The organism is Paraburkholderia sp. J67 (assembly GCF_905220265.1).
Classification (GTDB): Bacteria; Pseudomonadota; Gammaproteobacteria; order Burkholderiales; family Burkholderiaceae; genus Paraburkholderia.
The window spans coordinates 177,427-200,104 of sequence record NZ_CAJMZK010000002.1; the positions used below are offsets into that span (position 1 = coordinate 177,427).

Here is a 22,678-nt window from a genome sequence, read left to right on the forward strand (position 1 = left end):
TTACTGAGACAGGCCGCGCACTCGCTATAATCACGGACCGCGCCATTTTACCGGTGCGGCCGTGTTTGCCCAAGGCTGCCCGGTGCGTGCCGCGTTTCGCGGTATTCAGTCCGGTATCCGCCCTTTTTCTGTCGCATCCGCCCCGATTTTTCCCGATGTCCGCCTCCCTTGCGCCCACCGTTGCGTCCCCCGTCTGGTTCACCGCTGGCTATCCGCTACGCGCGCATAACACCTTCGGTTTCGACGTGCGTGCGCGTGCGGCCTGCCGCATCGAACGCGAAGAAGATCTGACGAATGCGCTGCGCGACCCGCGTGCCGCCGGGCTGCGCACGCTGGTGCTGGGTGGCGGTAGCAACGTTGTGCTCACGCGCGACTTCGACGGCCTCGTGCTGCTGATCGCGCTGGCGGGCAAGCGCGTCGTGCACGAAGACGACGAAGCCTGGTACGTGGAAGCCGCCGCCGGCGAGAACTGGCACGATTTCGTGGCCTGGACGCTCGAAGCGGGCATGCCGGGTCTCGAAAACCTCGCGCTGATTCCGGGCACCGTGGGTGCGGCGCCGATCCAGAACATCGGCGCTTACGGGCTGGAGATGGCCGAGCGTTGTGCGCGCGTGCGGGCGATCGAGCTCGAAACCGGCACGCCGTATGAATTCGATGCCGCCGACTGCGGCTTTGGCTATCGCGACAGCTTTTTCAAGCGCGAAGGGCGCGATCGCTTCGTGATTGCTTCGGTGACCTTCCGTTTGCCGAAAACCTGGCGCGCCAACGCGGGCTATGCCGACCTCGCGCGCGAACTTGCACAGCGCGGTCTCGCCGAGGCACGCCATGCACGCGATGTTTTCGATGCCGTCGTGGCTGTGCGCCGCGCCAAACTGCCCGATCCGCTCGTGCTCGGCAATGCGGGCAGCTTCTTCAAGAATCCGGTGATCGAAGCCGAGCAGTTCGATGCCCTCGTTCTGCGCGAGCCGCAGGTGGTCTCGTATGCACAGGCCGATGGCCGGGTGAAACTCGCGGCGGGCTGGTTGATCGATCAGTGCGGCTGGAAGGGGCGTGCGCTACGCTCGGCGGCCGTGCATGAGCGTCAGGCGCTCGTGCTCGTGAATCGTGGCGGCGCGTGCGGCACCGACATCCTCGAACTGGCCCAGGCGATCCGTCACGATGTGTTGACGCGCTTCGGCGTGGAGCTGGAGCAGGAGCCCATCAGCCTCTAAATGGCACGCCAAGGTTTCATCGACAAGACAACGCCGCGCTCACTTGCGCGGCGTTTTGCTTTCTACGCCGCACTGTTCTGCGCGGCGAACACCGGCCCCTGCACGAAGCGCACATCGTACTGCTGCAATTGCTCGAACTGCGCGGTGTCCATCACGCGGTTGAAAATCAGTGGAATGCGCAGGCGCGCCGCATAGCTCACCAGCGGCTTGACCATCGAGTCGCGCAGCGCCGAGCTGGCATCCATCTTCACGAAATCGAGCCGCGCCATGTCCGACACCGAAAGGATCTGCCCGGCATTGGGCAGATTGCCCGCCACCTTGAATCCATAACGCTGATAGCTTTTCGTCAGATAGCCGACGAAGGTCCGATGCGCGACCGCCGCCGCCGGCAGTTCGATCACCACGCGGCCCGGATTGAGCCCGAACGACACCAGCACGTTCGAGAAATGGCGCCCATGATCGTATTTCACACTCTTGAGCAGGCGCTCATGCACGCGCAGGAACAGCAGCCCGTGTTGCTGCGAGCCGAGGAAATTGATCGTGTGCAGCGCCCGCACGCAGCGATCGAGCGCGACCAGTTCCGGATCGTCGAGCGTATCGGAGAAAGGATCGAAACGCGTGGCCTTGCCGTCCTCGTCGCGCAGCGTCACAGCCTGGAAGCCGAGTTCGTCGCCAAAGCGCGCCGCCGACGAGAGATCGGCCGTGAGCGACTGTGCGCCGCCGTGCACGCTGATGTCGTAGATCGGCTCGTAGGCGCTTAGCAACTCCACGCCGCGCCGGTGCGCGACGGCCTCGGCTTGATGCGCGCCCGTCCCCATCGCCAGATGCTCGCCGAGGAAAGGATGGCTGGCAGAGCGGGCAATAAGCTCGGGAATGGTCGGAGCGATCATGACGCGTTGGAGAGCAAGAAGGAAAGACGTGGATCAGGGGCGAAAAGGGCGAATCCCGGCTACGGGGCCGCATGGCTTGATGGTAGCAGCCCCGGACGCTCTGGCATGCACTGATTGGTGATAACGATATCCCTGCGCGAAGGCTTGCCCGGCGGGGCGCGGCACCCAAAAAAACCGGATGCTTAGGGTTTACGTGCAATTTCACTAATCATAATCCGTTTTACTATTCGTAAATCATGAGGCGAGACCAGTTGAAGGACAAGGCTGCACCCAAGCTGCGCTCGCTCGAACAAATGGACCATCCGTGCACCGTGCGCGCCAGGCGCGCCGATTCGGCACAGAACGTGGAGAGACAGTGATGAACGCACCTTTGCCCGACGTGACGAAAGCGCCCCAGGCGCCGCGCGCGCTGGTTCATGGCCACGACGGCTACATGAGCGGATTCGCCAACGAATTCGCGACCGAGGCGCTGCCCGGCGCTTTGCCCGCGGGCCAGAACTCGCCGCAGCGCTGTGCCTATGGCCTCTATGCCGAGCAGCTTTCCGGCACGGCCTTCACGGCGCCGCGCGCGCACAACCGCCGCACGTGGCTCTACCGCATCCGTCCGGGCGCGGTGCACCAGCCGTTCACGCCGCTTGCCGCGCGTGGCGAGAGCCCGCGCCTCGTCGCCGACTTCGGCGATGTGCCGCCCACGCCGCCCAACCAGCTGCGCTGGGACGCGTTGCCGATGCCCACCGCGCCGACCGACTTCATCGACGGCTGGGTGACGATGGCTGGCAATGGCTCGGCGGCCTCGATGAGCGGTAGCGCGATCCACCTGTACGCGGCCAACCGGTCGATGAAGGACCGCTTCTTCTACAACACCGACGGCGAACTGCTGATCGTCCCGCAGCAGGGACGTCTGTCGATCGCGACGGAAATGGGCCGGCTCGACATCGAGCCGTTCGAGATCGCCGTGATTCCGCGCGGCGTGCGCTTCACGGTCGATCTGCCCGACGGCGAGGCGCGCGGCTATATCTGCGAGAACTTCGGCGCGCTGCTGCGGCTACCGGATCTGGGCGTGATTGGCTCGAATGGCCTCGCGAACCCGCGCGACTTCCTCACGCCGGTCGCCAGCTACGAAGACCGCGAAGGGCAGTTCGAACTCGTCACGAAACTCAACGGCCAACTCTGGCGCGCCGATATCGGCCACTCGCCGCTCGACGTGGTGGCATGGCACGGCAATTACGCGCCTTATAAATACGACCTGCGCCGCTACAACACGATTGGCTCGATCAGCTACGACCATCCGGACCCGTCGATCTTCCTCGTGCTGCAATCGCCGACCGACACACCGGGCGTCGATGCGATCGACTTCGTGATCTTCCCGCCGCGCTGGCTCGCGGCCGAGAACACCTTCCGCCCGCCCTGGTATCACCGCAATGTGGCGAGCGAGTTCATGGGCCTCGTGCACGGCGTCTACGACGCCAAGGCCGAGGGCTTCGTGCCGGGCGGCGCGAGCCTGCACAACTGCATGTCGGGCCACGGCCCGGATGCCGAGACTTTCGAAAAAGCCTCGAACGCCGACACGTCGAAACCGCACAAAGTGGGCGACACGATGGCGTTCATGTTCGAGACCCGCACGCTGATCCGCCCGACGCGCTACGCGCTCGAAACGAGCCAGTTGCAGGCGCATTACTACGAGTGCTGGCAAGGCCTCACGAAACACTTCAATCCGGAGCAGCAATGAGCACCCCGAATACCCGCGAACTCCAGGCGACGCTCGATCCGCAACGCAAGAGCTGGATCGACAGCGCGAACGACGCAGCATGCGATTTTCCGATCCAGAATTTGCCGTTCGGCGTCTTCAGCACCGCGCAGCAGACTGAAGCGCGCGTGGGCGTGGCGATTGGCGATCAGGTCGTCGATCTGGCCGCGTTGCACGACGCGGGGCTACTGCAAGTGCCGGCCGGCGCGCAGGCGAATGTTTTCGCGCGCCCTGCACTGAACGACTTCATCGCGCTGGGCCGCGATACGTGGCGCAGCGTGCGTGTGCAGCTGTCCTCGCTGCTCGCGAAAGATACGGCCACGCTGCGCGACGATGCGGTGCTGCGCCAGCGCGCCTTCGTGAAGCTTGCCGATGCGACCTTGCATCTGCCGGTGGAGATTCCGGGTTACACGGACTTCTATTCGTCGAAAGAGCACGCGACCAACGTTGGCTCGATGTTTCGTGATCCGAAGAATGCGCTGCTGCCGAACTGGTCGGAAATGCCGATCGGTTATAACGGCCGCGCGTCGTCGGTGGTGGTGAGCGGCACGCCGGTGCGTCGTCCTAATGGGCAACTGAAGTTGCCGGATCAGGAGCGGCCGGTGTTTGGTGCGTGCCGCAAGCTCGATATCGAACTGGAGACGGGTTTCATCGTCGGGCGCGGTAACGCGCTGGGCGAGCCGATCGCCTGCGAGGATGCCGAAGCGCATATCTTCGGGATGGTGCTGCTCAATGACTGGAGCGCGCGCGATATTCAGCAGTGGGAATACGTGCCGCTTGGGCCGTTCAATGCGAAGACGTTCGCTAGCACGATTTCGCCGTGGGTGGTGACGCTCGATGCGCTGGAGCCTTTCCGCGTCGCGCAGCCGGTGCAGGAGCCGCAACCGCTCGAGTATCTGCGTCATGCGGGGGAGCATGGGTTCGATATCGCGCTGGAGGTTTTGTTGCGGCCTGAAGGTGTGGCTGAACCGACGACTATCGCGCGGACCAATTTCCGGCACATGTACTGGACGATGGCGCAGCAGCTTGCGCATCACACCGTTGCGGGCTGCAATACGCGGGTCGGCGATCTGATGGGTTCAGGGACGATATCGGGGCCTACGGCGGATTCGTTTGGGAGCCTGCTTGAGCTTACGTGGAATGCGAAGAATCCGCTTGAGCTTAAGACGGGGGGGACCCGCGGTTTTATCGAAGATGGCGATGAGCTGACGCTCGCTGGGTGGTGTCAGGGGGATGGGTATCGCGTGGGCTTTGGGACTTGTGTTGGGGTGATTTTGCCGGCCTTGAAATAGGGGGCTTGGCTGTCGCGGTGCTTGCTATTTTGGCCTTTCCTTGTGTTCGTGTCGGTTTATTAGCGTTGCCCCTGTGCGGGGCGGCACCTACTTTCTTTGCGGCGGCAAAGAAAGTAGGCAAAGAAAGCCGCTCACACCGCCAGTGTGACGCAGTCCACAAACCGCCGTTTAGGGGGAAAGGTATAGGAGCATCCGTCACATCGCACCACTAAACGAAGTGACAAAGCCGTCATACATCCGGGGGCGCTACGCGCCCCGTGGGGCATAACCGGCAAACCGCAGGTTTGCCAGGACTCGCGCTTAAGCTTTCAGAACAGCAGGTTTCCCTTGCAGACCCAACCGCTGCGCGCGTAGCGAGCAGCGGGATGAATGACTGCTTTGTCACTTCGTTTCGTGGTGCGAAATGACAGATGCTCCTATACCTTTCCCCGCGTACGGCTGGTTGTGGACGGCGTCACACTGGCGGTGTGAGCGGCTTTCTTTGCCTACTTTCTTTGCCGCGGCAAAGAAAGTAGGTGCCGCCCCGCACAGGGGCAACGCTAATAGACCGACACGAACACAAGGAAAGGCCAACGCAGCAAGCACCGCGAAAAAAAGGCCTAAGAAATACGCGACACCCGAGCGAGCCCCCGCGAGCGCTCCCACCGTAATGCGCCAAGAAAAACGAGCGCAGAGGCGAACAGCACCCAGAGCATAGAATCGCGCCCGGCATGCTCCATGAGCGCTCCGGTGACGATCGGTCCACCAAAACTGGCGGCGCTCCAAGAAGCACTCACAAGCGCGCTAGCGGAAACAAGCGCGACACCCTCAAACCGCTCCCCACAAGCAACGATAGCAAGCGTATAAATTGACCCGGCCGCTGCACCCAGCACGAATAAAAGAGGCCACCGCAGCCAGGGAAAATCCACCACGAAGGGCACAAGCGGCAGCAGCGCAGCGACGATCACCCCCATGAGGGCATGCACCCGCTCGCGCCCGAGCCGATCGGCAAGCCAGCCAATCGGAAATTGCATGGTCGTATCGCCAAGCAGCACGACTGAAGCAAACAGCACAGCGGTCTCGCTATCGATCCCATGCCCGATGGCAAAAAGCGGCAGCAGCGACAACGCGAGCGTATCGAACAGCGCAAAAAACCCGGTAGCGATAATAAGCGCGGGCATCTTCGGCAGAACATGACGCCAACTGCCATGCGGCTCATGCAGATCGGAAGTGTGCGGGCTAGAGCGAATCGCGGCCAGCATCGGCAGCGCGATCAGAAAGATCGCTCCGCAGATCGCAAAGCGCCACGCCGTGAATTCCGCGATCTGGCTCACCAGCACCGGCCCGGACATCTGAAAGAGCGTAAAGGTCGTCGCGTAGACGCCCACCACGCGACCGCGATTGGAATCGTCGGCGAGTTCGTTCACCCATGCTTCGCCGATCGTGAAGAGCAGCATGAGCGCCGCGCCGCAGATCATGCGCAGCGCGCCCCAGAGCCACAGATTGGCGCAGCACTGCATCAGCGCCGTGGCGAGCGATACGGCCAGCACGGCCGCAACGATCACCTGACGCGAGCCGAAGCGCGCAGCGATCCACGCGGTAAGCGGCACCACGACAAGACCGCCGAGCGCCTGGGCAGCCGTGAGCAGGCCGACCACGGAGGTGCCGTAACCGGCGTCGGTGAGCGCAAGGGCGGTAAGCGGCAGGGTCGCGCCGGAGCCGAGGCCAACTACGGCCACGCTCAGGATCAGCGCGAGGAAATCGCGGGTGAGGACGGTTTTCATCGGGCGCAATGCTACTACGGCAGCGACAGCGCCCGTGCTGAAACCGTGATGCTGCGGGTCAGATGACCGAAGTCGAACCTGAAACGACACCGCGGCGACGCGCGCGCCGCTCAAGCTGCGCCGATACGAACGTGAGGCCAAGCGCCGCGAGCGCCATCAGCAGCCCCACCCACGGCAGCGTCGTGAGCGCCGCGCCCGAGCCGATCGCCACGCCGCCAATCCACGCGCCGCTCGCGTTGCCCAGATTGAACGCGCCCTGATTGAGCGTCGAGGCCAGGTTGGGCGCCTCGCTCGCACGGTTGACGATGAGCATTTGCAGCGGCGGCACGATCGCGAAGGCCAGCACGCCCCACACGAAGATGGTGGCCATCGCCGCCACCTGGTCGTGCATGGTGGCCGCAAACACCGCGAGCGTCACGCCAATCATGGCGAGGAACACCAGCAGCGAGCGCATCAGCTTCCAGTCGGCAAGCTTGCCGCCCAGCGTGCTGCCAACCGTCAGGCCGAGGCCGAACAACAGCAGCACGAAGGTGACTTCGTGCGGCGAGAAGCCAGTGACGTCTTCGAGGATCGGCGTGATGTAGGTGAAGACCGAGAACAGGCTTGCCGATGCGAGCACGCTGATGCCGAGCACCATCAGCACCTGCGGGTTCTTGAGGACGCTGAATTCGTGCACGAGGCTCGCCTTCTGCATCTCGATGTGCTTCGGCAGGCAGACCTGCAGCGCGAGCGCGGCAACGAGGCCGATAGCGGTCACGGCCCAGAAGGTCGTGCGCCAGCCCGCGAGCTGGCCGAGCGCGGTGCCAAGAGGCACGCCCAGCACGTTGGCGAGCGTGAGGCCGGTGAACATCAGTGCGATTGCCTGGGCGCGCCGGTTGGGCGCAACCAGTCCCGCCGCGACCACCGAGCCGATGCCGAAGAAAGCGCCGTGGCAGAACGCGGTGACGATGCGCGCGGCCATCAGGATCGAATAGTTGGGCGCGAGCGCGCACAGCAGGTTGCCGACGATAAAGATGCCGATCAGGCGCATCAGCGCCGCCTTGCGCGGCACGTTGGCGATCGCGATGGCGACGATGGGCGCGCCGATCGTCACGCCAAGCGCGTAGGCCGAGACGAGCATGCCCGCCGCCGGAATCGACACGGACAGGTCGCGCGCGACATCGGGCAGCAAGCCCATGATGACGAATTCGGTGGTACCGATACCAAACGCGGCAACGGCAAGGGCGAGCAGGGGCAGTGGCATGGCTGTGGGACTGGAGGGTTGGCGATGCGGGTTGACGTGCGATGGCCGGGGCAGGATTGCGCCGGACTGGACGCCGCGATTCCCGCGCGCGCGGCAAGAGTCAACCCGGGATTGTACTGAAATGCGCCAGGCCGCATGCGGCACCCTTTTCTTGCGTTCTTCTTACGCAACACTGCCGTTTGGCGGATTGCCTTGACGATTTCTTCAGGTTACGTACATGGTGCGCGGCGCAGGCGAGCCGCATCATGCGTCAACGAACCAGCCCGCGCACGCCGCCGCATTGATCCGCCGGGAACTGGCCTCGTCCGCGCCGCGCATGGCGGAAGCCTTGCATGCGCTTCTTTCTCCTGGAGCGATGACATGAACACGTTAAAGACCGTACGCATCGCGGTGGCCTGCTCGGCCGCCTTCTTCGCAGGACTCGCGCTAGCCGATACGACGTCCGATCCGTCACAAGCCGCGCCGCCGGCCTCGCAGGACGTGGGCGGCATGCCCATGACCAACAGCGCCTCGGGTGGACCGATCGCGCTGACGCACGCGCAGGTGTATCAGGATCTGCTGCGTTCGGAACAGTCGGGTGAACGTGACCGCCTGAACAACGACCTCTATCACGGTAACTGAGACGGTAACTGGGACGGCAACTGGGCCTCGCCCGGCGACCGCCCCCGCGACGGCCCTCGCGCAAAGGGAGGAGGGGACCGTCGATCTTCCGGCCGGGCCGCAGCGCCGCTAGTGCGTTCGACCCTCGCCGATCAGCTTCTCGATTTTTCTCATGCGCCCGCTCGGGCGATACGGCTCGAACCACGGATTCATGCGTAGCTCGCACAGGCGCGAGCTGCGTTCGGCGAGCGCCGCGTCGAGCCAGTGAAACATCTCGTCAGGCTGCGCGAGCCGCGCGTAGATTTCGGCGATCAGCAGCGGCGAGGTGTAGTGGCTGCGCCGCCGCGCGAGCAGATCGTCGCGATACCAGTGCAGCACCGCCACGTAGCCGCCCGCATTCCATTGCGCGCGGATCGTCGCCGCGCGCGCATGCAGGTTGCACCGCACGAGCGCCTCCACGGTCGCATCCACAGCCTGGGCGTAGAGCTTCTTGACCTCGAACGCGGTCGCGAGCACCTGGTACGCAAGCGGCGAATAGTCCATGTGACCCGGCGAGAGATATTCGCTCACCACTTCTTCGTGGCGGCCCGCGAGAATCATGCCGAAGGCGCGGGAGCCCTGGAACGCGAGCGGGTCGATGCGCTCGGCCCGCGCCATTTCCACGTCGCCTTCCGCGCGGCGGCCCGCGGCAAGCAGCAGCCGCGCGTAGAGCCGGTGCGCCTCCGGATAGCTCGGGTTGCACCGCAAGGCCTCCTTGAAGCCGGTTTCGGCGCGCAGCCAGTCCCACTCGAAGAAGTAGCGCACGGCGGCGAGCGCGTGATGGGCCTCGGGCAGATCGGGGTCGAGTTCGAGCGCGCTATGCGCGAGCGCGCGTGCGATCGGCCAGCCGTCTTCGGGCGAGAACATGCCGTGCACGACCGACGCGCCGTAGTAGTTCGAGAGTCCCGCGTAACCGAGCGCGTAGTTCGGGTCGTGTTCGAGCGCGGTTTCGAAGTAGGCGCGGCTACGTGCGAAGTCCTCGCCGTCGATGCCGTGATGCGCGCAGAACGCCGCATCGAAATGCACGCGCCGATACCAGAAGTAGCGTCCGCGCACATAGGCATCGTGCGCGGCGGGGTCGACGGGTAGACGCCGGGCGAGCAGCGAGCGCTGCTGCTCGGAGAGCGTCGAGGCGAGATCCTGGGTGAGCGCGGCGGCTGCCTCCTTGAGAATGTCGAGCGCGCCGGGCGACGCGCTCTCGTAGGCGCGGCTCCAGATCTGTACCTCGTCGGCGCAGCGGATCAGGCGCGTGAGAATGCGCGCCTGCGGCCCCTCGCGCGAGAGCGAGCCTTCCAGCACGTAGTCGAGTTTGAGCTCGCGCGCGATCTCGCCGATCCCTTTGGCGGTGTCGCGATAACGCGCCGCCGTCGTACGCGCGATCAGGCGTAGCTGCTGGGCGCCGAGTGCGCCGAGCGTGGCCGAGATTTCATCGGCGAGCGCGCTGCACAGGTACTCCTGATTACCGTCGCCGGTGAGGTTTGCAAACGGCAGCACCAGCACGCGTACGGCCCGGTGTGCGCCGGGTGCATCGGCGCCATCGGCGTTCGACGGGCTCGCGTCATTCGCGCCATCGAGCCGGTAGCCTTTGCCCTTCACGGTCACGAGGTGGCGCGGCTTGAGCGGATCGTCGTCGAGTGCGATACGGATCTTGCGGATCGCCGTGTTGATGCCGTTCTCGGTATCGCGATAGGGGTTGCTGTGCCACAGCCGCTCGACGATGTCGGCGCGCGAGATCAGCTCGCCGTGGCGCGAGGCGAGCAGGATCAGCAGATCCATCGGCAGACGCTCCAGCCGGACTTCCTGGCCGTTGCGCCGGAGCTGGTAGCGCTCGACGTCGAGTTCGAAGTCCGCGAAGCGGATGAGTCGATCCGTCGGCATGGCTGGCCCCTTGATGCGGCATCATGGGTTGCGCGCGCGGGTAGTGCTGGCGGTGCGGGTCATTCATCGGATGGCCGGAGTGAGACCATCAGATTTAAATCTAGCGGCTCGCGCAGCCGCGTTCAAGAATCAATCGTCGGGCGACGTGGCGGTGGTGTCGCCGATATCGCCGGCGTCGATCGCTGCGCCGTGACGGCCCGCGCCTGCCGCAAAGCGCGCGGCCATCGCGAGGCCTCCGTCCATGACTGCGCGATAGCCTTGCGCGCCTTCGCGACGCAGCGCTTCGGCCAGATCGGGGAGCGTGCTGTTTTCCCACGCCGAGCGGCGATCGGCGAGCAGCGCGGCTTGCGGGAAGGCCGCGAGTTGCGCCGCCAGCGCTTCGGCTTCGGCGCGCGCCGTGCCGGGCGCCACCACCCGATTCGCGAGCCCGAAGGCCAGCGCCTCCTGCGCCTCGATGGCGCGCCCCGTGAGGATCAGATCGAGCGCGCGCGACAAGCCGATCAGGCGCGGCAGGCGCACCGTGCCGCCGTCGATGAGCGGCACACCCACGCGGCGGCAGAACACACCCAGTACAGCGTTTTGTTCGATCACGCGCAGATCGCAGAGCAACGCGAGTTCGAGCCCACCCGCAACGGCGTATCCTGAAATTGCGGCGATCACGGGCTTCTTGAGCAGCATGCGCGTGGGGCCGAGTGGCCCGGGGCCGCTGCCGTCGGCATGGACTTCGTTGCGGCGCGCATCGTCGCCCAGCGCGCCGAGATCGGCACCCGCGCAGAAGGTGCCGCCCGCACCGAACAGTACGCCCGCGCGCCAGTGCGGATGCGCTTCGAAGCGCGCGAAGGCGGCGGCGAGCGCGTCGGCCACGTTGCGATCGATGGCATTGCGCTGCGCGGGACGATCGAGCACGACGGTCGCGACCTGTGCGCGTGCTTCGATGCGCACGTGTTCGCCGAAGGTTTCGATACGAGTGTCGTCGGCGCGGGCGTTATCGTTATCGGTGATGTCCATCGGCTTCTTCCCTGAGCGGCCCACACCATGTGCATTCACATCGCATAGGTCACAAAAGTTTCACAGATCCCTCGTAGCTTAGGCCGCTTTTCCTCCCTGCGAGCGACGCACTATCCGCATGCCGAAGACGTCCATGTCTATGCCCTCCGAGATGACTTCGATTCCTTCGCCGCAGCAGCCAGCCGCGAATGGCGCTGTGTGGGTTGTACCTTTGCCGCGCCATCAGGCGTATGACCACGTGCAGTTCAAGCGTGTTTTCACGACCGATGGCACGCGTCACGAAGTGGTGATCGTCGATCTCCACAAATTGTTGCTCTGCGCGGATCGCGACGACACCGACTATGTGCTCAAGCCCGTCGACGACTGGCACGTGGGCAAGGTGCGCGGCATCCGCGAATTCCTCGATCCGCGCAACGAGCGCGTGCCGCAGATGCCCTACGTGACGATCACGAAGCGGCGTGGCAGCGGCGTAGCCGGCTGGCTCGGCCTCGCGCATGTGGGCGTGGTGGGTTTTCGCAACGGCCAGCATCGCGCGCGCTATCTCGCGTGGGCTGGCGCGGTGTGGCTGCCTGTGGAGGTGCATGAGCGCGAAGCGCCGTTGTTGCGTGAGCTATGCGGCGCGGCCGACGCGGGCGATACGCAGCGCGAGGCCATACGGCAGGCGCGCTAGGGGCGTGATGCTGCGCTCGAAGAAAGGGGCGCAGATGCGCCCCTTTGAAAACGACGTTGCCTAACCATGCGTGTGTTCACACGCCGCTCATCGCCTGCAGGGTCGGGCTGCCGAGGCCGCCGCTCTGATTGCCGTTCATGGTGCGCAGCGCCGCCGTGCCCGTCGCCGGTTTGTCGTCGCACGCCTGCTGGAAATGCTCGACGGTGTAATCGACGAAACGCAGGGTCTTCGCGGGCAGGTATTGTCGGCGCGGATAGACGATGGCCATGCTGCCCTGCGCATCTTCGATCTCGTAGTCGGGCAAGAGTCGCACCAGCGCGCCGGCCGCGAGATCGTCGGCGACCAGCGTGGCGGGGACGATGGCCACGCCCATGCCGGCGAGCGCCGCGAGCCGCACCATCAGCATGTTGTTGACGGCGTAGCCCGGTTGCAGCGTGACCTGCTGAGCGCTTTCGCCTGGGCGTGCGAACTGCCAGCTTACGCTGCGCTCCTCAGGGGGCAGCGTCACGGCCGAGTGTTGTTCCAGTTGCGCGGGCGTGAGCGGTTCGCCGTGCTCGGCGAGCCAGGCGGGCGACGCGCAGGGCACGAACGCCGTGGTGCCGAGCGCATGTTCGACGAACTCGCCCTCGCGCGCGCCGGCTGTTCCCGAGGCGCACGCCGCCCCCGAGGCCGCGACGATGCCCACGTCGAAGCCGTCGTCGAGCAGGCCAGTCTGCTTCTCGGCCACCGTGAGACGGACGTTTACGCGCGGATAGAGGCGGCGAAAGCCGTCGATCAGCGGCGTGAGCGTGGCGAGCGACAGCGCGCCCGCGGCCATCACGCGCAGCGTGCCGCTTGGCTCGCGCTCGGTGTGCGCGAGCGAGTCTTCCAGGTGATCGAGTTCTTCGAGCACGCACTTGCAGCCTTCGAGGTAGCGCAGACCTGCTTCGGTCAGCGAAAGATTGCGCGTGGTGCGATTGATGAGGCGGGTATGCAGATGCGCTTCGAGCATCGCAACCGAGCGGGTGACGAGCGCATTCGAGACATCGAGTTGCTGCGCGGCGCGGCGAAAGCTCTGTGATTCCGCAACCCTGACGAAGACGCGCATGGCGTGTATCTGGTTCATCGAATTCGCCTCGTAGGCAGGTGCATGTGCCGGTTCAATGGACGTTACGCGGATTTTCACGGCAAAACGCCGGGTATCCAATGTAACGCGTCTTCCAGTAGAGCGAACAGCGATCGTGCACGAAAATAATATTGACAGTCGTTAAGAATTACAATATCTATCTCAAACGGCAACGCTGTTTCACGCTTGTAAAAGATTCAATGCGCGACTGGCATGAGAATTGAAAGAAGCGTTTTGCCGCAGTTTCAGTTGTACTGGCGTGTCTATTCGAATTTCGCACATGCTGGGAAAAAGGCGCTGATAGCGCCAGTCGTACACCTTCGATACAGCATTTGTCCGGGTCTGATAGTTTATCCGTCTGAATACGTTTGTTTTCAATGCATTGCCGGTGTGGCGCAGAACGGCTTCACATTTTTAACATAAACGAAGAATAACGGCGGTTCTGGAATTTATTGCGCGTTGCGCAAATATGCGGCAAGGCGCGGAACTAAAGGCGTGCATGCCATCGGCATGTATTTTTCAGCGCTTTTGGCAAAACGAAAACGTAAATCGGCAGACCAGACATGATCGTCGAATTGCTGAAGTCGCAACCCGAGATTGCCCTGTTCGTCAGTCTTGCACTCGGTTATCTGATTGGTTCAATCCGTTTTGGGCCGATATCGCTGGGCGGTGTATGCGGTACGTTGATCGTCGCGCTCGTCATCGGCCAGACCGGTGCGCGTATTGCGCCCGATCTCAAGAACGTGGCGTTCGCGCTTTTCATTTTCGCGCTGGGCTTCACGGGCGGTCCGCAGTTTTTCGCGAACGTGGGGCGCGGCTGGCGTTATGGACTACTGTCGATTGTCGAAATCGTCTCGGTCATGACGCTCGTGATGATTGCAGTCGTTGCGATGAAGCTCGATGCGGGCACGGCCGCCGGGCTGCTGGCTGGCGCGGCCACGGAGTCCGCCGTGATCGGCACGGCGTCGGAAGCCATCGCGAAGCTCGGCGTGAGCGACGCCCAGGTGAGCACGATGCAGGCGCACGTCGTGACCGCCTATAGCGTGAGCTACCTCTTTGGCCTGATTACCATCGTGCTGTTCACGAGCCAGATCGCACCGCTCATCATGCGCGTGAATCTGCGCGAGGAGGCCGCGCGCCTGTTTCGCAAGCTCGGCGGCGACGGCGTGCTCGACGAGGGCCAGCGTTTCGCGCTGCCGCCGCTGGTGGGGCGCGCGTTCGAGGTGGGGCCGGCCGCGGGCGTCCAGGTCTCGGCGTTCGAGGCGCGCTTTGGCAACAACATCACGATCGAACGCGTCCTGCGCGATCAGCGTCAGATCGACGCGCAAGCGCAGTTCGTGCTGCAACCCGGCGACGTCGTGTTCATTGCCGGGCGGCGGGAATCGATGGTCGAAGCGTCGGCGAGCCTTGGCGCAGAAGTCTCCGGCGAAGGCTTCACGAAGCTGCTCGCGCAGCGGGTCGACGTGATGCTGACGCGCCGCGACGCCAACGGCCTCACGCTCGCGCAACTGCGCGAGCGCGCCACGCCCGAAGATGGGCGCGGCATCTACGTGGGCGCGATCACGCGTCTGGACACCACGGTGCCCGCGTTGCCCGGCACGGTCGTGCATCGCGGCGACGTGCTCACGCTGCTCGGCGCCCCTTCGGATGTCGCGCGCGGTGCGAAGCGCCTTGGCTACGTCATCCAGCAGACCCAGAAAACCGACTTCGTCTATCTTGGCCTCGGCGTGCTGGTGGGCATGCTGATCGGGCGCTTGGGCGTCAACGTGGGCGGCGTGGCGCTCGTGCTCGGCACGGGCGGCGGGTGCCTGCTCTCGGGCCTCTTCTTCGGCTGGCTGCGCTCGCACTTTCCCGTGGTCGGCTCGCTTCCCTCGGCGGCGGCGCAGGTGCTCAAGGACTTCGGCCTGGCCACCTTCATTGCGGCCGTGGGCCTGTCGGCCGGACCCGACGCCATCAAGCTCGTGCGCGAATACGGTCTCGCGCTGCCGCTCGTCGGCATCCTGATGGTGCTGATTCCGGGCCTTCTCTCTCTCTGGATCGGGCGCATGTTTCTCAAGCTCGAAGCGCCGATGCTGCTCGGCGCGATTGCAGGTCAGCAGTGCAGCACGCCGGCGATCAGTGCGCTCGTTGGCGTCACCGGCAATTCGACGCCGGTGATCGGCTACACGATCACCTATGCGCTGTCGAATATCTTGTTGCCGCTCATGGGGCCCGTGGTGGTCGGGCTCGCGACGAAGTTCGGCTGACGCGGAACGGGTCCGCGCAGCCGTCCTCTTGAGACGGCAGCAGAGCGTCACTCCTACCAATGCGAGGGCACGATGGAATGGCTGCATGACATCTTTCACAAATCCCCGGAAATCGCCTTGTTTCTCTCGCTGGCCGTTGGTTACTGGATCGGCCAGATCAACTTCGGCAAGTTCCAGCTAGGCGGCGTGGGCGGGTCGCTGCTCGCCGCGGTCGTGATCAGTCAGGCGGGTGTGACGATCGATAACGGCGTGAAGTCGGTGATGTTCGCCGTCTTCATCTACGCCGTGGGCTACGACTCGGGGCCGGGCTTTTTCAACTCGCTCAATCGCAAGACCTTGCGCGAGATCGCCATGTCCGTCTTCATGGCGGTCGCGGGCCTCGCCACGGTGCTGGTGTGCGCGAAGCTCTTCCACCTCAACAAGGGCCTCGCCGCCGGTCTTGCTGCGGGCGGCATGACGCAGTCGGCCATTATCGGCACGGCGGGCGACGCGATCGCACGTCTGGGCCTGCCAGCCGATCAGGTCAAAGCCATGCAGGCCGATGTCGCGATCGGCTATGCCGTGACCTATGTGTTCGGCTCGCTCGGGGCGATCATCGTCTGCGTGAACATCCTGCCGAAGTTCATGGGGCGCAGCCTCAAGGACGCCTCGCTCGACGCCGAACGCGAAATGGCAGGGGGCGACGCCTCGGCGGGGCCGGGCCAGGTTTCCGCGCTGCCCGAACTGTTCGGCCGTGTGTTCCGTGTCGAAACCGCCGCGGGCAAGACGATCAAACAGCTCGAATCGGCCGAGAAAGATCTGGTCGCGATAGAGAAGGTGCGGCGCGCGGGCAAGGTGCTCGATTCGACGCCCGACTTCGTGTTGAGCCGCGACGACCTCGTGCTGGTGGTCGGCCGGCGCGAGCAGATGGTCGAAGTGGGGGCGCTGATCGGCCCGGAAGTGCCGGATTCGGGCGGCATGAGCCTCGTCATGCAGACGCGCCAGCTCGTCTTCACGAAGAAGGGCATGAACCACACGACGATCGCCGAGGTGCGCAAGAACGTCGATCACGACATGCGCCACGGGGTCTATATCGAGAAGATCGAGCGTGCGGGCCAACCGGTGCCGGTGCTGCCGCAGAGCACGCTGGAGCACGGCGACGTCATCACGATCTACGGCACGGCCACCGACACGAAGCGCGCGGTCCAGGAAGCCGGTTACGAGCTCGCATGGAGCAACAAGACCGACTTCATCTACATGGGCGTGGGCCTCGTGCTGGGTCTGCTGGTCGGCCTGATCGTCGTGAACGTGGCGGGCATTCCGCTCACGCTCGGCTCGGGCGGCGGCTGTCTGCTCGCGGGTCTGGTGTTCGGCTGGATGCGCGGCAAGCATCCGATGTATGGCGTGATGCCGCCGGCCGCCTCGCAGTTGCTCAAGGACTTCGGCCTTGCCGCCTTCGTCGCGGTGGTGGGGCTGAATTCGGGCCTGCAGGCCGTGGTGACGATCAAGCAGAGCGGCGTCACGATCTTCCTGCTCGGCGTGGTGGTGACCATCGTGCCGCTGATCCTCACGATGCTGTTTGGCCGCTACGTGCTGAAGTACAACAACGCGGCGATTCTCGCGGGCGCGCTGTCCGGCTCGCGCAGCGCGAACCCGGCCTTCGGCGGCATTCTCGACAAGGCCGAGAGCGCCGTGCCAACGGTGCCGTTCGCCATCACCTACGCGATCGCCAACGTGCTGCTCACGCTGCTCGGGCCGCTCGTGGTGGGGCTTGCATGAGATGAAGTCAATGCGGGCCGCGTGTGCTGAACCCGCACGCGCCGGTCCGCCCGGATCTGTGTCGAAACGCGTGCCGGCCTCGTGCGCTGTGCGCAGCGCAGGCAACGGCGGCACGCTCAACGTCTTCCACTGGAGAGCACCATGGCAAAAGGTAAAGGCAACGGCAACGGTACGAAGGAAAAGTCCGGCATCGACGCACTGAGCCCGTTCGAGCTGAAGGACGAACTCATCAAGGCAGCGGGCGGCGGCGCGACCGAGCGTCCGGCCAACCTCTCGATGCTCAACGCCGGCCGCGGCAACCCCAACTTCCTCGCGACGGTTCCGCGCCACGGCTTCTGGCAACTGGGCCTCTTTGCGATGCGCGAATCGGAGCGCTCGTTCTCGTACATGCCCGAAGGCGTGGGCGGCTTCCCGCAGCGCGCGGGCATCGTCGAGCGCTTCGACCAGTTCCTGCGCGAGAACAAGGGCCAGCCCGGCATCGAGTTCATCGGCGGGGCGGTCTCGTACGTGCGCGATCAACTGGGGCTGTCGGCGGGCGATTTCCTCTACGAGATGTGCGAAGGCATCCTGGCCTGTAACTATCCGGTGCCGGATCGCATGCTCAAGCTATCCGAGATCATCGTCGGTCAGTATCTGCGCCGCGAGATGATCGGCAAGCATCCGTTCGTGGGCGAGTTCGACGTGTTCGCGGTGGAAGGCGGCACGGCGGCCATGACCTACATCTTCAACACGATGAAGGAGAACTTCCTCATCAAGGCCGGCGACACCATCGCGCTCGGCATGCCGATCTTTACGCCCTACATCGAGATTCCCGAACTCAACGACTACCAGCTCAACGTGGTCCATCTGGACGCCACCGTGGAGAACAACTGGCAGTACTCGAAGAAGGAACTCGACAAGCTGCGCGACCCGAAGGTGAAGGCGTTCTTCCTCGTGAATCCGAGCAATCCGCCTTCGGTGAAGCTCGACGACGAGAGCCTCGAATACATCGCCGAAATCGTGAAGGAGCGCCCGGACCTCATCTTCCTCACCGACGACGTGTACGGCACCTTCGCCGACAACTTCGTGTCGCTCTTCGCGCTCGCGCCGAAGAACACGATTCTCGTGTACTCCTATTCAAAATATTTTGGAGCCACGGGCTGGCGTCTGGGCGCCGTTGCGACGCATCGCGACAACGTCCTCGATCATCTGCTCGCGCAACTGCCGAAGGAAGAGAAGAAGATCCTGCACAAGCGCTACGAGTCGATCACCACGGACCCGGACAACCTCAAGTTCATCGACCGTCTGGTGGCCGACAGCCGCACCGTCGCGCTCAATCACACGGCGGGTCTGTCGACGCCGCAGCAGGTGCAGATGGTGCTGTTCTCGTTGTTCTCGCTGATGGATACGCCCGACGCGTACAAGAACGCGCTCAAGCGCCTGATCCGCAGCCGCAAGCGCGCGCTGTTCGAGGCGATGGGCACGACTTACGACGAAGACGATCCGAACCAGGTCGACTACTACACGATTCTCGACATGGAGTATCTGGGCGAGAAACGCTTCGGTCGCGACTTCGTCGACTGGCTGCTCAAGCAGGTGAAGCCCAACGAACTCCTGTTCCAGCTGGCGGCCGAAGCGCGTGTGGTGCTGCTGCCGGGCAAGGGCTTTGGCACGGCGCATCCGTCGGGCCGCGTGTCGCTTGCCAACCTCAACGAGTCGGACTATCGCAAGATCGGGCGTGCGGTGGCCAAGCTCACCGAGGAATACGTGCAGCGCTACAACGAGGCAACCGGCAAGAAGCTCGATCCGGCTACGGTGAAGAAGTAAGGAAGGGGATGGGACCGGCGTGGCGGCGTTCGAACGCGCCGCCACGCGGAAGTAGACGAACCGCATCGGGCGCGCTGCCCGGTGCGGTTTTTTGTTTTACTGCGCTTCGGTCGTGACCGGCTGGCGCGCAGCCACTTCGCGCACGCTCTTGCGATGCAGCGAGACGGACAGCGCCACGGCGGCTGCGGCGGCAATGGCGGCGAACAGGAACACCGAGGCGTAGCCGAACACATTCGCCACATAACCCGCGAGCGGCCCGGTGATGCCGAGCGACAGATCGAGGAACACCGAATAAGCCGAGAGCGCCGCGCCGCGGCTCGCCGCCGGCACGAGGCCGACCGCCTCCACGCCCAGCGCGGGGAACACCAGCGCGAAGCCGAAGCCGGTCAGCGCCGCGCCCACGAGCGCGACGTGCGGCGTGGGGGAGAGCCACAGCAGCAGCAGGCCCGCGCATTCGAACGAGAACGAGGCGATGGCGACGCGGAAGCCGCCGAAGGTCTTGATCGTGTTGGCGAACAACAGGCGTGCGCCGATGAACATCAGGCCGAACACCGTCAGCGTGAACGCCGCGTTGGGCCAGTGGCGCGCGGCGTAGAACAGCGTGATGAAGGTGGCGATCGAACCGAAGCCCGCCGAGCCGAGCGCGAGGCCCAGGCCGTGCGGCAGCACGCGCGTGAACACGCTGCGATACGACATGCGCTCGCCGTGCACGAGCGGCACCGGCGCGATCGGACGCGCGAGCCAGTAGCCGAGCGCGGCCAGCGCGATCACCGAAATGCCGAGCATCCAGTAACCAAGGTAGTGCGCCATTTCCACGCCGAGCGGCGCGCCGATGGCGAGCGCGCCATAGGTGGCGATGCCGTTCCACGAGATCACCTTGGCGTTGTGCGCCGTGCCCACGCGGCCGATGCCCCAGAGGATCGCGCCCGTGCCGCACAGGCTTTCGCCGCAACCGAGGAACAGGCGGCTCGCGATCAGCAGCGTGAGCGAGAGCGCCGGCCAGTGATCGACGAGGGTGGCGAGCAGCAGCATCACGCCGCTCGCGCCGCAGATCGTCAGGCCGATGCTGACGGTCTTCTTGGGGCCGAGCGTGTCCGCCGAGCGACCGGCGAGCGCACGCGAGCAGAGCGTGGCGATGTACTGCACGCTGATGGCCGCGCCGGCCACGACGGTGCTGAAACCGAGGTCGTTGTGCACGTAGCCCGGCAGCACGGCCAGCGGAATGCCGATCGTCAGGTAGCAGAGGAAGGTGAAAAAGACGACCGGAATGATCTGCATGGTCGTCGAAACCCCGTTGAGCGGGGGCGCTATATCAGCGGACATGGGGAAAACGCGGATGGATAACGGCGGGAAAGGCGTGATTGTCCCATGGAACCGGTTCTTATGCAGATGTTGAAAAACCAATCCGTTGGGCGTATCCCACGGTTTTTGCGCACGCCAGGTACGTCCGTGGCACGCAACTGGCGTGTCAACACGGAGTCATCCGCGTGAGCGGAAATGGGCGAAGTTGGACGCGCGATGGCCGGATTTGAAGCGCGCTGTGCATGCACTACGCTGAAAGAATGGGCTGCTGCTGCTTCATGGTGCATGGTCCGAACGATGTCTGTGTCGCATTCGCGTCAAATTATTCATCTGATGCGCGAATCGGCCATCACACCATAAGCCTCGCACCACCGCGAAGCGTCGATTTATCGCCGCGACGATATATCCCCCATGCTCTTGCGGCTATGGGTTCTCAATATTGGTGATGATAATTTTCGAATCGTTCACTGAAAGAATACGCGGCGAGCGTCCGGAACCCCCGCAATCGCCCTCCAGCCCGCCGCAGAAACACGACGAGACAGACATCATGAGTCAGCCGATCCGCTTCTATCACCGCAACGCGATTCGCGAAGTCAGCGACGCGGGCGTCACCCGCACCGTTCTCCAGTATCTGCGCGAGGACGCGCGCTGCACCGGCACCAAGGAGGGCTGTGCCGAAGGCGACTGTGGCGCCTGCACGGTCGTGGTCGGCGAGCGCAATGCCGAGGGCGGCGTGAGCTTCAAGGCCGTCAACGCCTGCATCCAGTTCCTGCCGACGCTCGACGGCAAGGCGCTCTTCACGGTCGAAGACCTGCGCCAGCCCGACGGCTCGCTGCATCCGGTGCAGCAGGCGATGGTCGATTGCCACGGCTCGCAGTGCGGTTTCTGCACCCCGGGCTTTGTGATGTCGATGTGGGCGCTCTACGAAAAGCATGGTCACGAGCACGGCGCGACGCAAGGCGCGCCGGGTTGTGCGGGCAAGAGCGGATGCAGCGTGCCGTCACGCGACGACATCGCCAACGCGCTCACCGGCAACCTGTGCCGCTGCACCGGCTATCGCCCGATCCTCGACGCCGCTGAGCAGATGTTCAGGCTCGACGGGCCGAAGGCGCCCCTCGACGTGAAGGCGCTCGGCCAGACGCTTGGCACGATCGAGCGCAACGAGACCTTCCACTACGAGCACAAAGGCCAGAAGTACGACGCGCCGCGCACGGTCGAAGCGCTTGCCGCGATCAAGGAAGCGAATCCGAACACGCGGATTCTCGCGGGCAGCACCGACATCGGGCTGTGGGTCACCAAGCAGATGCGCGAGTTGGGCGACATCGTCTACGTGGGCCAGGTCGACGCGATGCGCGAGATCACCGTAGGCGACGACTTCATCGAAATCGGCGCGGGCGTGACGGTGGAGCGTGCGTACGCGGAACTCGCGAAGCCCTATCCCGAACTCTTCGAAATGTGGCAACGCTTCGCCTCGCTGCCGATCCGCAATGCGGGCACCATCGGCGGCAATGTGGCGAATGGCTCGCCGATCGGCGACTCGATGCCCGGCCTGATCGCGCTGGGCGCGCGCGTGGTGGTGCGCGGCGGTGACATCGAGCGCGAGATGCCGCTCGAAGACCTTTATCTGGCCTACCAGAAGAAGGACATGGCTGAACACGAGTTCGTGCTCGCGCTGAAGGTGCCCACGCGCACCGGCGCGCGCGCCAACCTCAAGTTCCGCACCTACAAGGTGTCCAAGCGCTTCGACTCCGATATTTCGGCCGTGTGCGCCGCGTTCGCCTTCATCGCCGATGGCGAGACGATCCGCGAACCGCGCATCGCCTTTGGCGGTATGGCGGCCACACCGAAGCGCGCAAGCCTGACCGAAGCGGTGCTCGCCGACGCCCAGTGGCACGAAGCCACGGCGCAGGCCGCGATGATCGCGCTCGGCAACGACTACGCGCCGCTTTCGGACATGCGCGCGACGAGCGACTATCGCCTCGAAGCCGCGAAGAACACGCTGTACCGTTTCTGGCTCGAAACGCGTCCGCACAACCCGCTGGCCGCCGAGGCCGTGAACGTGCGCGCCGTGGCGGCGGAAACCGCCTGATCGACCAGGAAACGGATAGAAGAGATACGGA

The 22,678-nt window shown here is 64.5% G+C and carries 16 protein-coding genes; 9 read left to right on the forward strand and 7 right to left on the reverse strand.

The genetic code is table 11. The annotated features are described in order from the left end of the window. Nucleotides 1–155 precede the first annotated feature (155 nt). On the forward strand, nt 156–1,211 hold the full coding sequence (gene murB / locus U5782_RS04810; protein ID WP_322042686.1) for a UDP-N-acetylmuramate dehydrogenase: 1,056 nt from the start codon (nt 156–158) through the stop codon (nt 1,209–1,211). A gap of 62 nt (nt 1,212–1,273) precedes the next feature. Here murB and U5782_RS04815 read toward each other — a convergent pair whose 3' ends face one another. After that, nucleotides 1,274–2,101: an EAL domain-containing protein gene (locus U5782_RS04815; RefSeq protein WP_322042687.1), complete on the reverse strand. Its 828-nt coding sequence runs from the start codon at nt 2,099–2,101 to the stop codon at nt 1,274–1,276. 433 nt (nt 2,102–2,534) lie between these two features. Between U5782_RS04815 and hmgA the strand changes: the two genes are divergently transcribed. Further along, nucleotides 2,535–3,830, forward strand: a complete 1,296-nt coding sequence (hmgA, locus tag U5782_RS04820; protein ID WP_322043071.1) for a homogentisate 1,2-dioxygenase — start codon at nt 2,535–2,537, stop codon at nt 3,828–3,830. Next, nucleotides 3,827–5,140, forward strand: coding sequence for a fumarylacetoacetase (fahA, locus tag U5782_RS04825; RefSeq protein ID WP_322042688.1), 1,314 nt, complete (start codon nt 3,827–3,829; stop codon nt 5,138–5,140). Before hmgA ends, fahA begins: the two co-directional genes overlap by 4 nt. Nucleotides 5,141–5,739: 599 nt before the next feature. Here the strand turns inward: fahA and U5782_RS04830 are convergent. Then, nucleotides 5,740–6,903: an MFS transporter gene (locus tag U5782_RS04830; protein WP_322042689.1), complete on the reverse strand. Its 1,164-nt coding sequence runs from the start codon at nt 6,901–6,903 to the stop codon at nt 5,740–5,742. A gap of 58 nt (nt 6,904–6,961) precedes the next feature. Further along, nucleotides 6,962–8,146, reverse strand: coding sequence for an MFS transporter (locus tag U5782_RS04835; RefSeq protein ID WP_322042690.1), 1,185 nt, complete (start codon nt 8,144–8,146; stop codon nt 6,962–6,964). A gap of 360 nt (nt 8,147–8,506) precedes the next feature. Between U5782_RS04835 and U5782_RS04840 the strand changes: the two genes are divergently transcribed. Continuing rightward, nucleotides 8,507–8,767, forward strand: coding sequence for a hypothetical protein (locus U5782_RS04840; protein ID WP_322042691.1), 261 nt, complete (start codon nt 8,507–8,509; stop codon nt 8,765–8,767). Nucleotides 8,768–8,875: 108 nt separating this feature from the next. On the opposite strand, the gene U5782_RS04845 is transcribed toward U5782_RS04840, so the two are convergent. Together U5782_RS04845 and U5782_RS04850 are read right to left on the reverse strand one after the other, a co-directional pair. Beyond that, nucleotides 8,876–10,663 carry a winged helix-turn-helix domain-containing protein gene (locus U5782_RS04845; protein ID WP_322042692.1) on the reverse strand — a complete coding sequence of 596 codons (1,788 nt, stop codon included), beginning with the start codon at nt 10,661–10,663 and terminating at the stop codon, nt 8,876–8,878. A 129-nt stretch (nt 10,664–10,792) separates the two neighbouring features. Next, nucleotides 10,793–11,671: a crotonase/enoyl-CoA hydratase family protein gene (locus U5782_RS04850; RefSeq protein ID WP_322042693.1), complete on the reverse strand. Its 879-nt coding sequence runs from the start codon at nt 11,669–11,671 to the stop codon at nt 10,793–10,795. Between the two features lie 139 nt (nt 11,672–11,810). Here U5782_RS04850 and U5782_RS04855 point away from each other — a divergent pair, with 139 nt between their 5' ends. Continuing rightward, the gene (locus U5782_RS04855) at nt 11,811–12,341 is read left to right on the forward strand and encodes a plasmid fertility inhibition factor family protein (RefSeq protein ID WP_322043072.1); all 531 of its coding nucleotides are present in this window, start codon (nt 11,811–11,813) and stop codon (nt 12,339–12,341) included. 76 nt (nt 12,342–12,417) lie between these two features. Here U5782_RS04855 and U5782_RS04860 read toward each other — a convergent pair whose 3' ends face one another. Beyond that, nucleotides 12,418–13,446, reverse strand: coding sequence for a LysR family transcriptional regulator (locus U5782_RS04860; RefSeq protein ID WP_322042694.1), 1,029 nt, complete (start codon nt 13,444–13,446; stop codon nt 12,418–12,420). A 563-nt stretch (nt 13,447–14,009) separates the two neighbouring features. On the opposite strand from U5782_RS04860, the gene aspT (U5782_RS04865) reads away from it, so the two are divergent. From aspT (U5782_RS04865) to U5782_RS04875, 3 genes are all read left to right on the forward strand, one after another. Beyond that, nucleotides 14,010–15,692, forward strand: a complete 1,683-nt coding sequence (gene aspT / locus U5782_RS04865) for an aspartate-alanine antiporter (protein WP_322042695.1) — start codon at nt 14,010–14,012, stop codon at nt 15,690–15,692. 72 nt (nt 15,693–15,764) lie between these two features. Then, a complete protein-coding gene (aspT, locus tag U5782_RS04870; RefSeq protein WP_322042696.1) occupies nt 15,765–17,450 on the forward strand; it encodes an aspartate-alanine antiporter in 1,686 nt (561 codons plus the stop codon). Nucleotides 17,451–17,591: 141 nt separating this feature from the next. Continuing rightward, nucleotides 17,592–19,256 carry a bifunctional aspartate transaminase/aspartate 4-decarboxylase gene (locus U5782_RS04875; protein ID WP_322042697.1) on the forward strand — a complete coding sequence of 555 codons (1,665 nt, stop codon included), beginning with the start codon at nt 17,592–17,594 and terminating at the stop codon, nt 19,254–19,256. A 96-nt stretch (nt 19,257–19,352) separates the two neighbouring features. Here the strand turns inward: U5782_RS04875 and U5782_RS04880 are convergent, their stop codons facing one another. Next, a complete protein-coding gene (locus tag U5782_RS04880) occupies nt 19,353–20,579 on the reverse strand; it encodes an MFS transporter (RefSeq protein WP_322042698.1) in 1,227 nt (408 codons plus the stop codon). 526 nt (nt 20,580–21,105) lie between these two features. On the opposite strand from U5782_RS04880, the gene xdhA reads away from it, so the two are divergent. Then, on the forward strand, nt 21,106–22,647 hold the full coding sequence (gene xdhA, locus U5782_RS04885; protein WP_322042699.1) for a xanthine dehydrogenase small subunit: 1,542 nt from the start codon (nt 21,106–21,108) through the stop codon (nt 22,645–22,647). Nucleotides 22,648–22,678 lie beyond the last annotated feature (31 nt).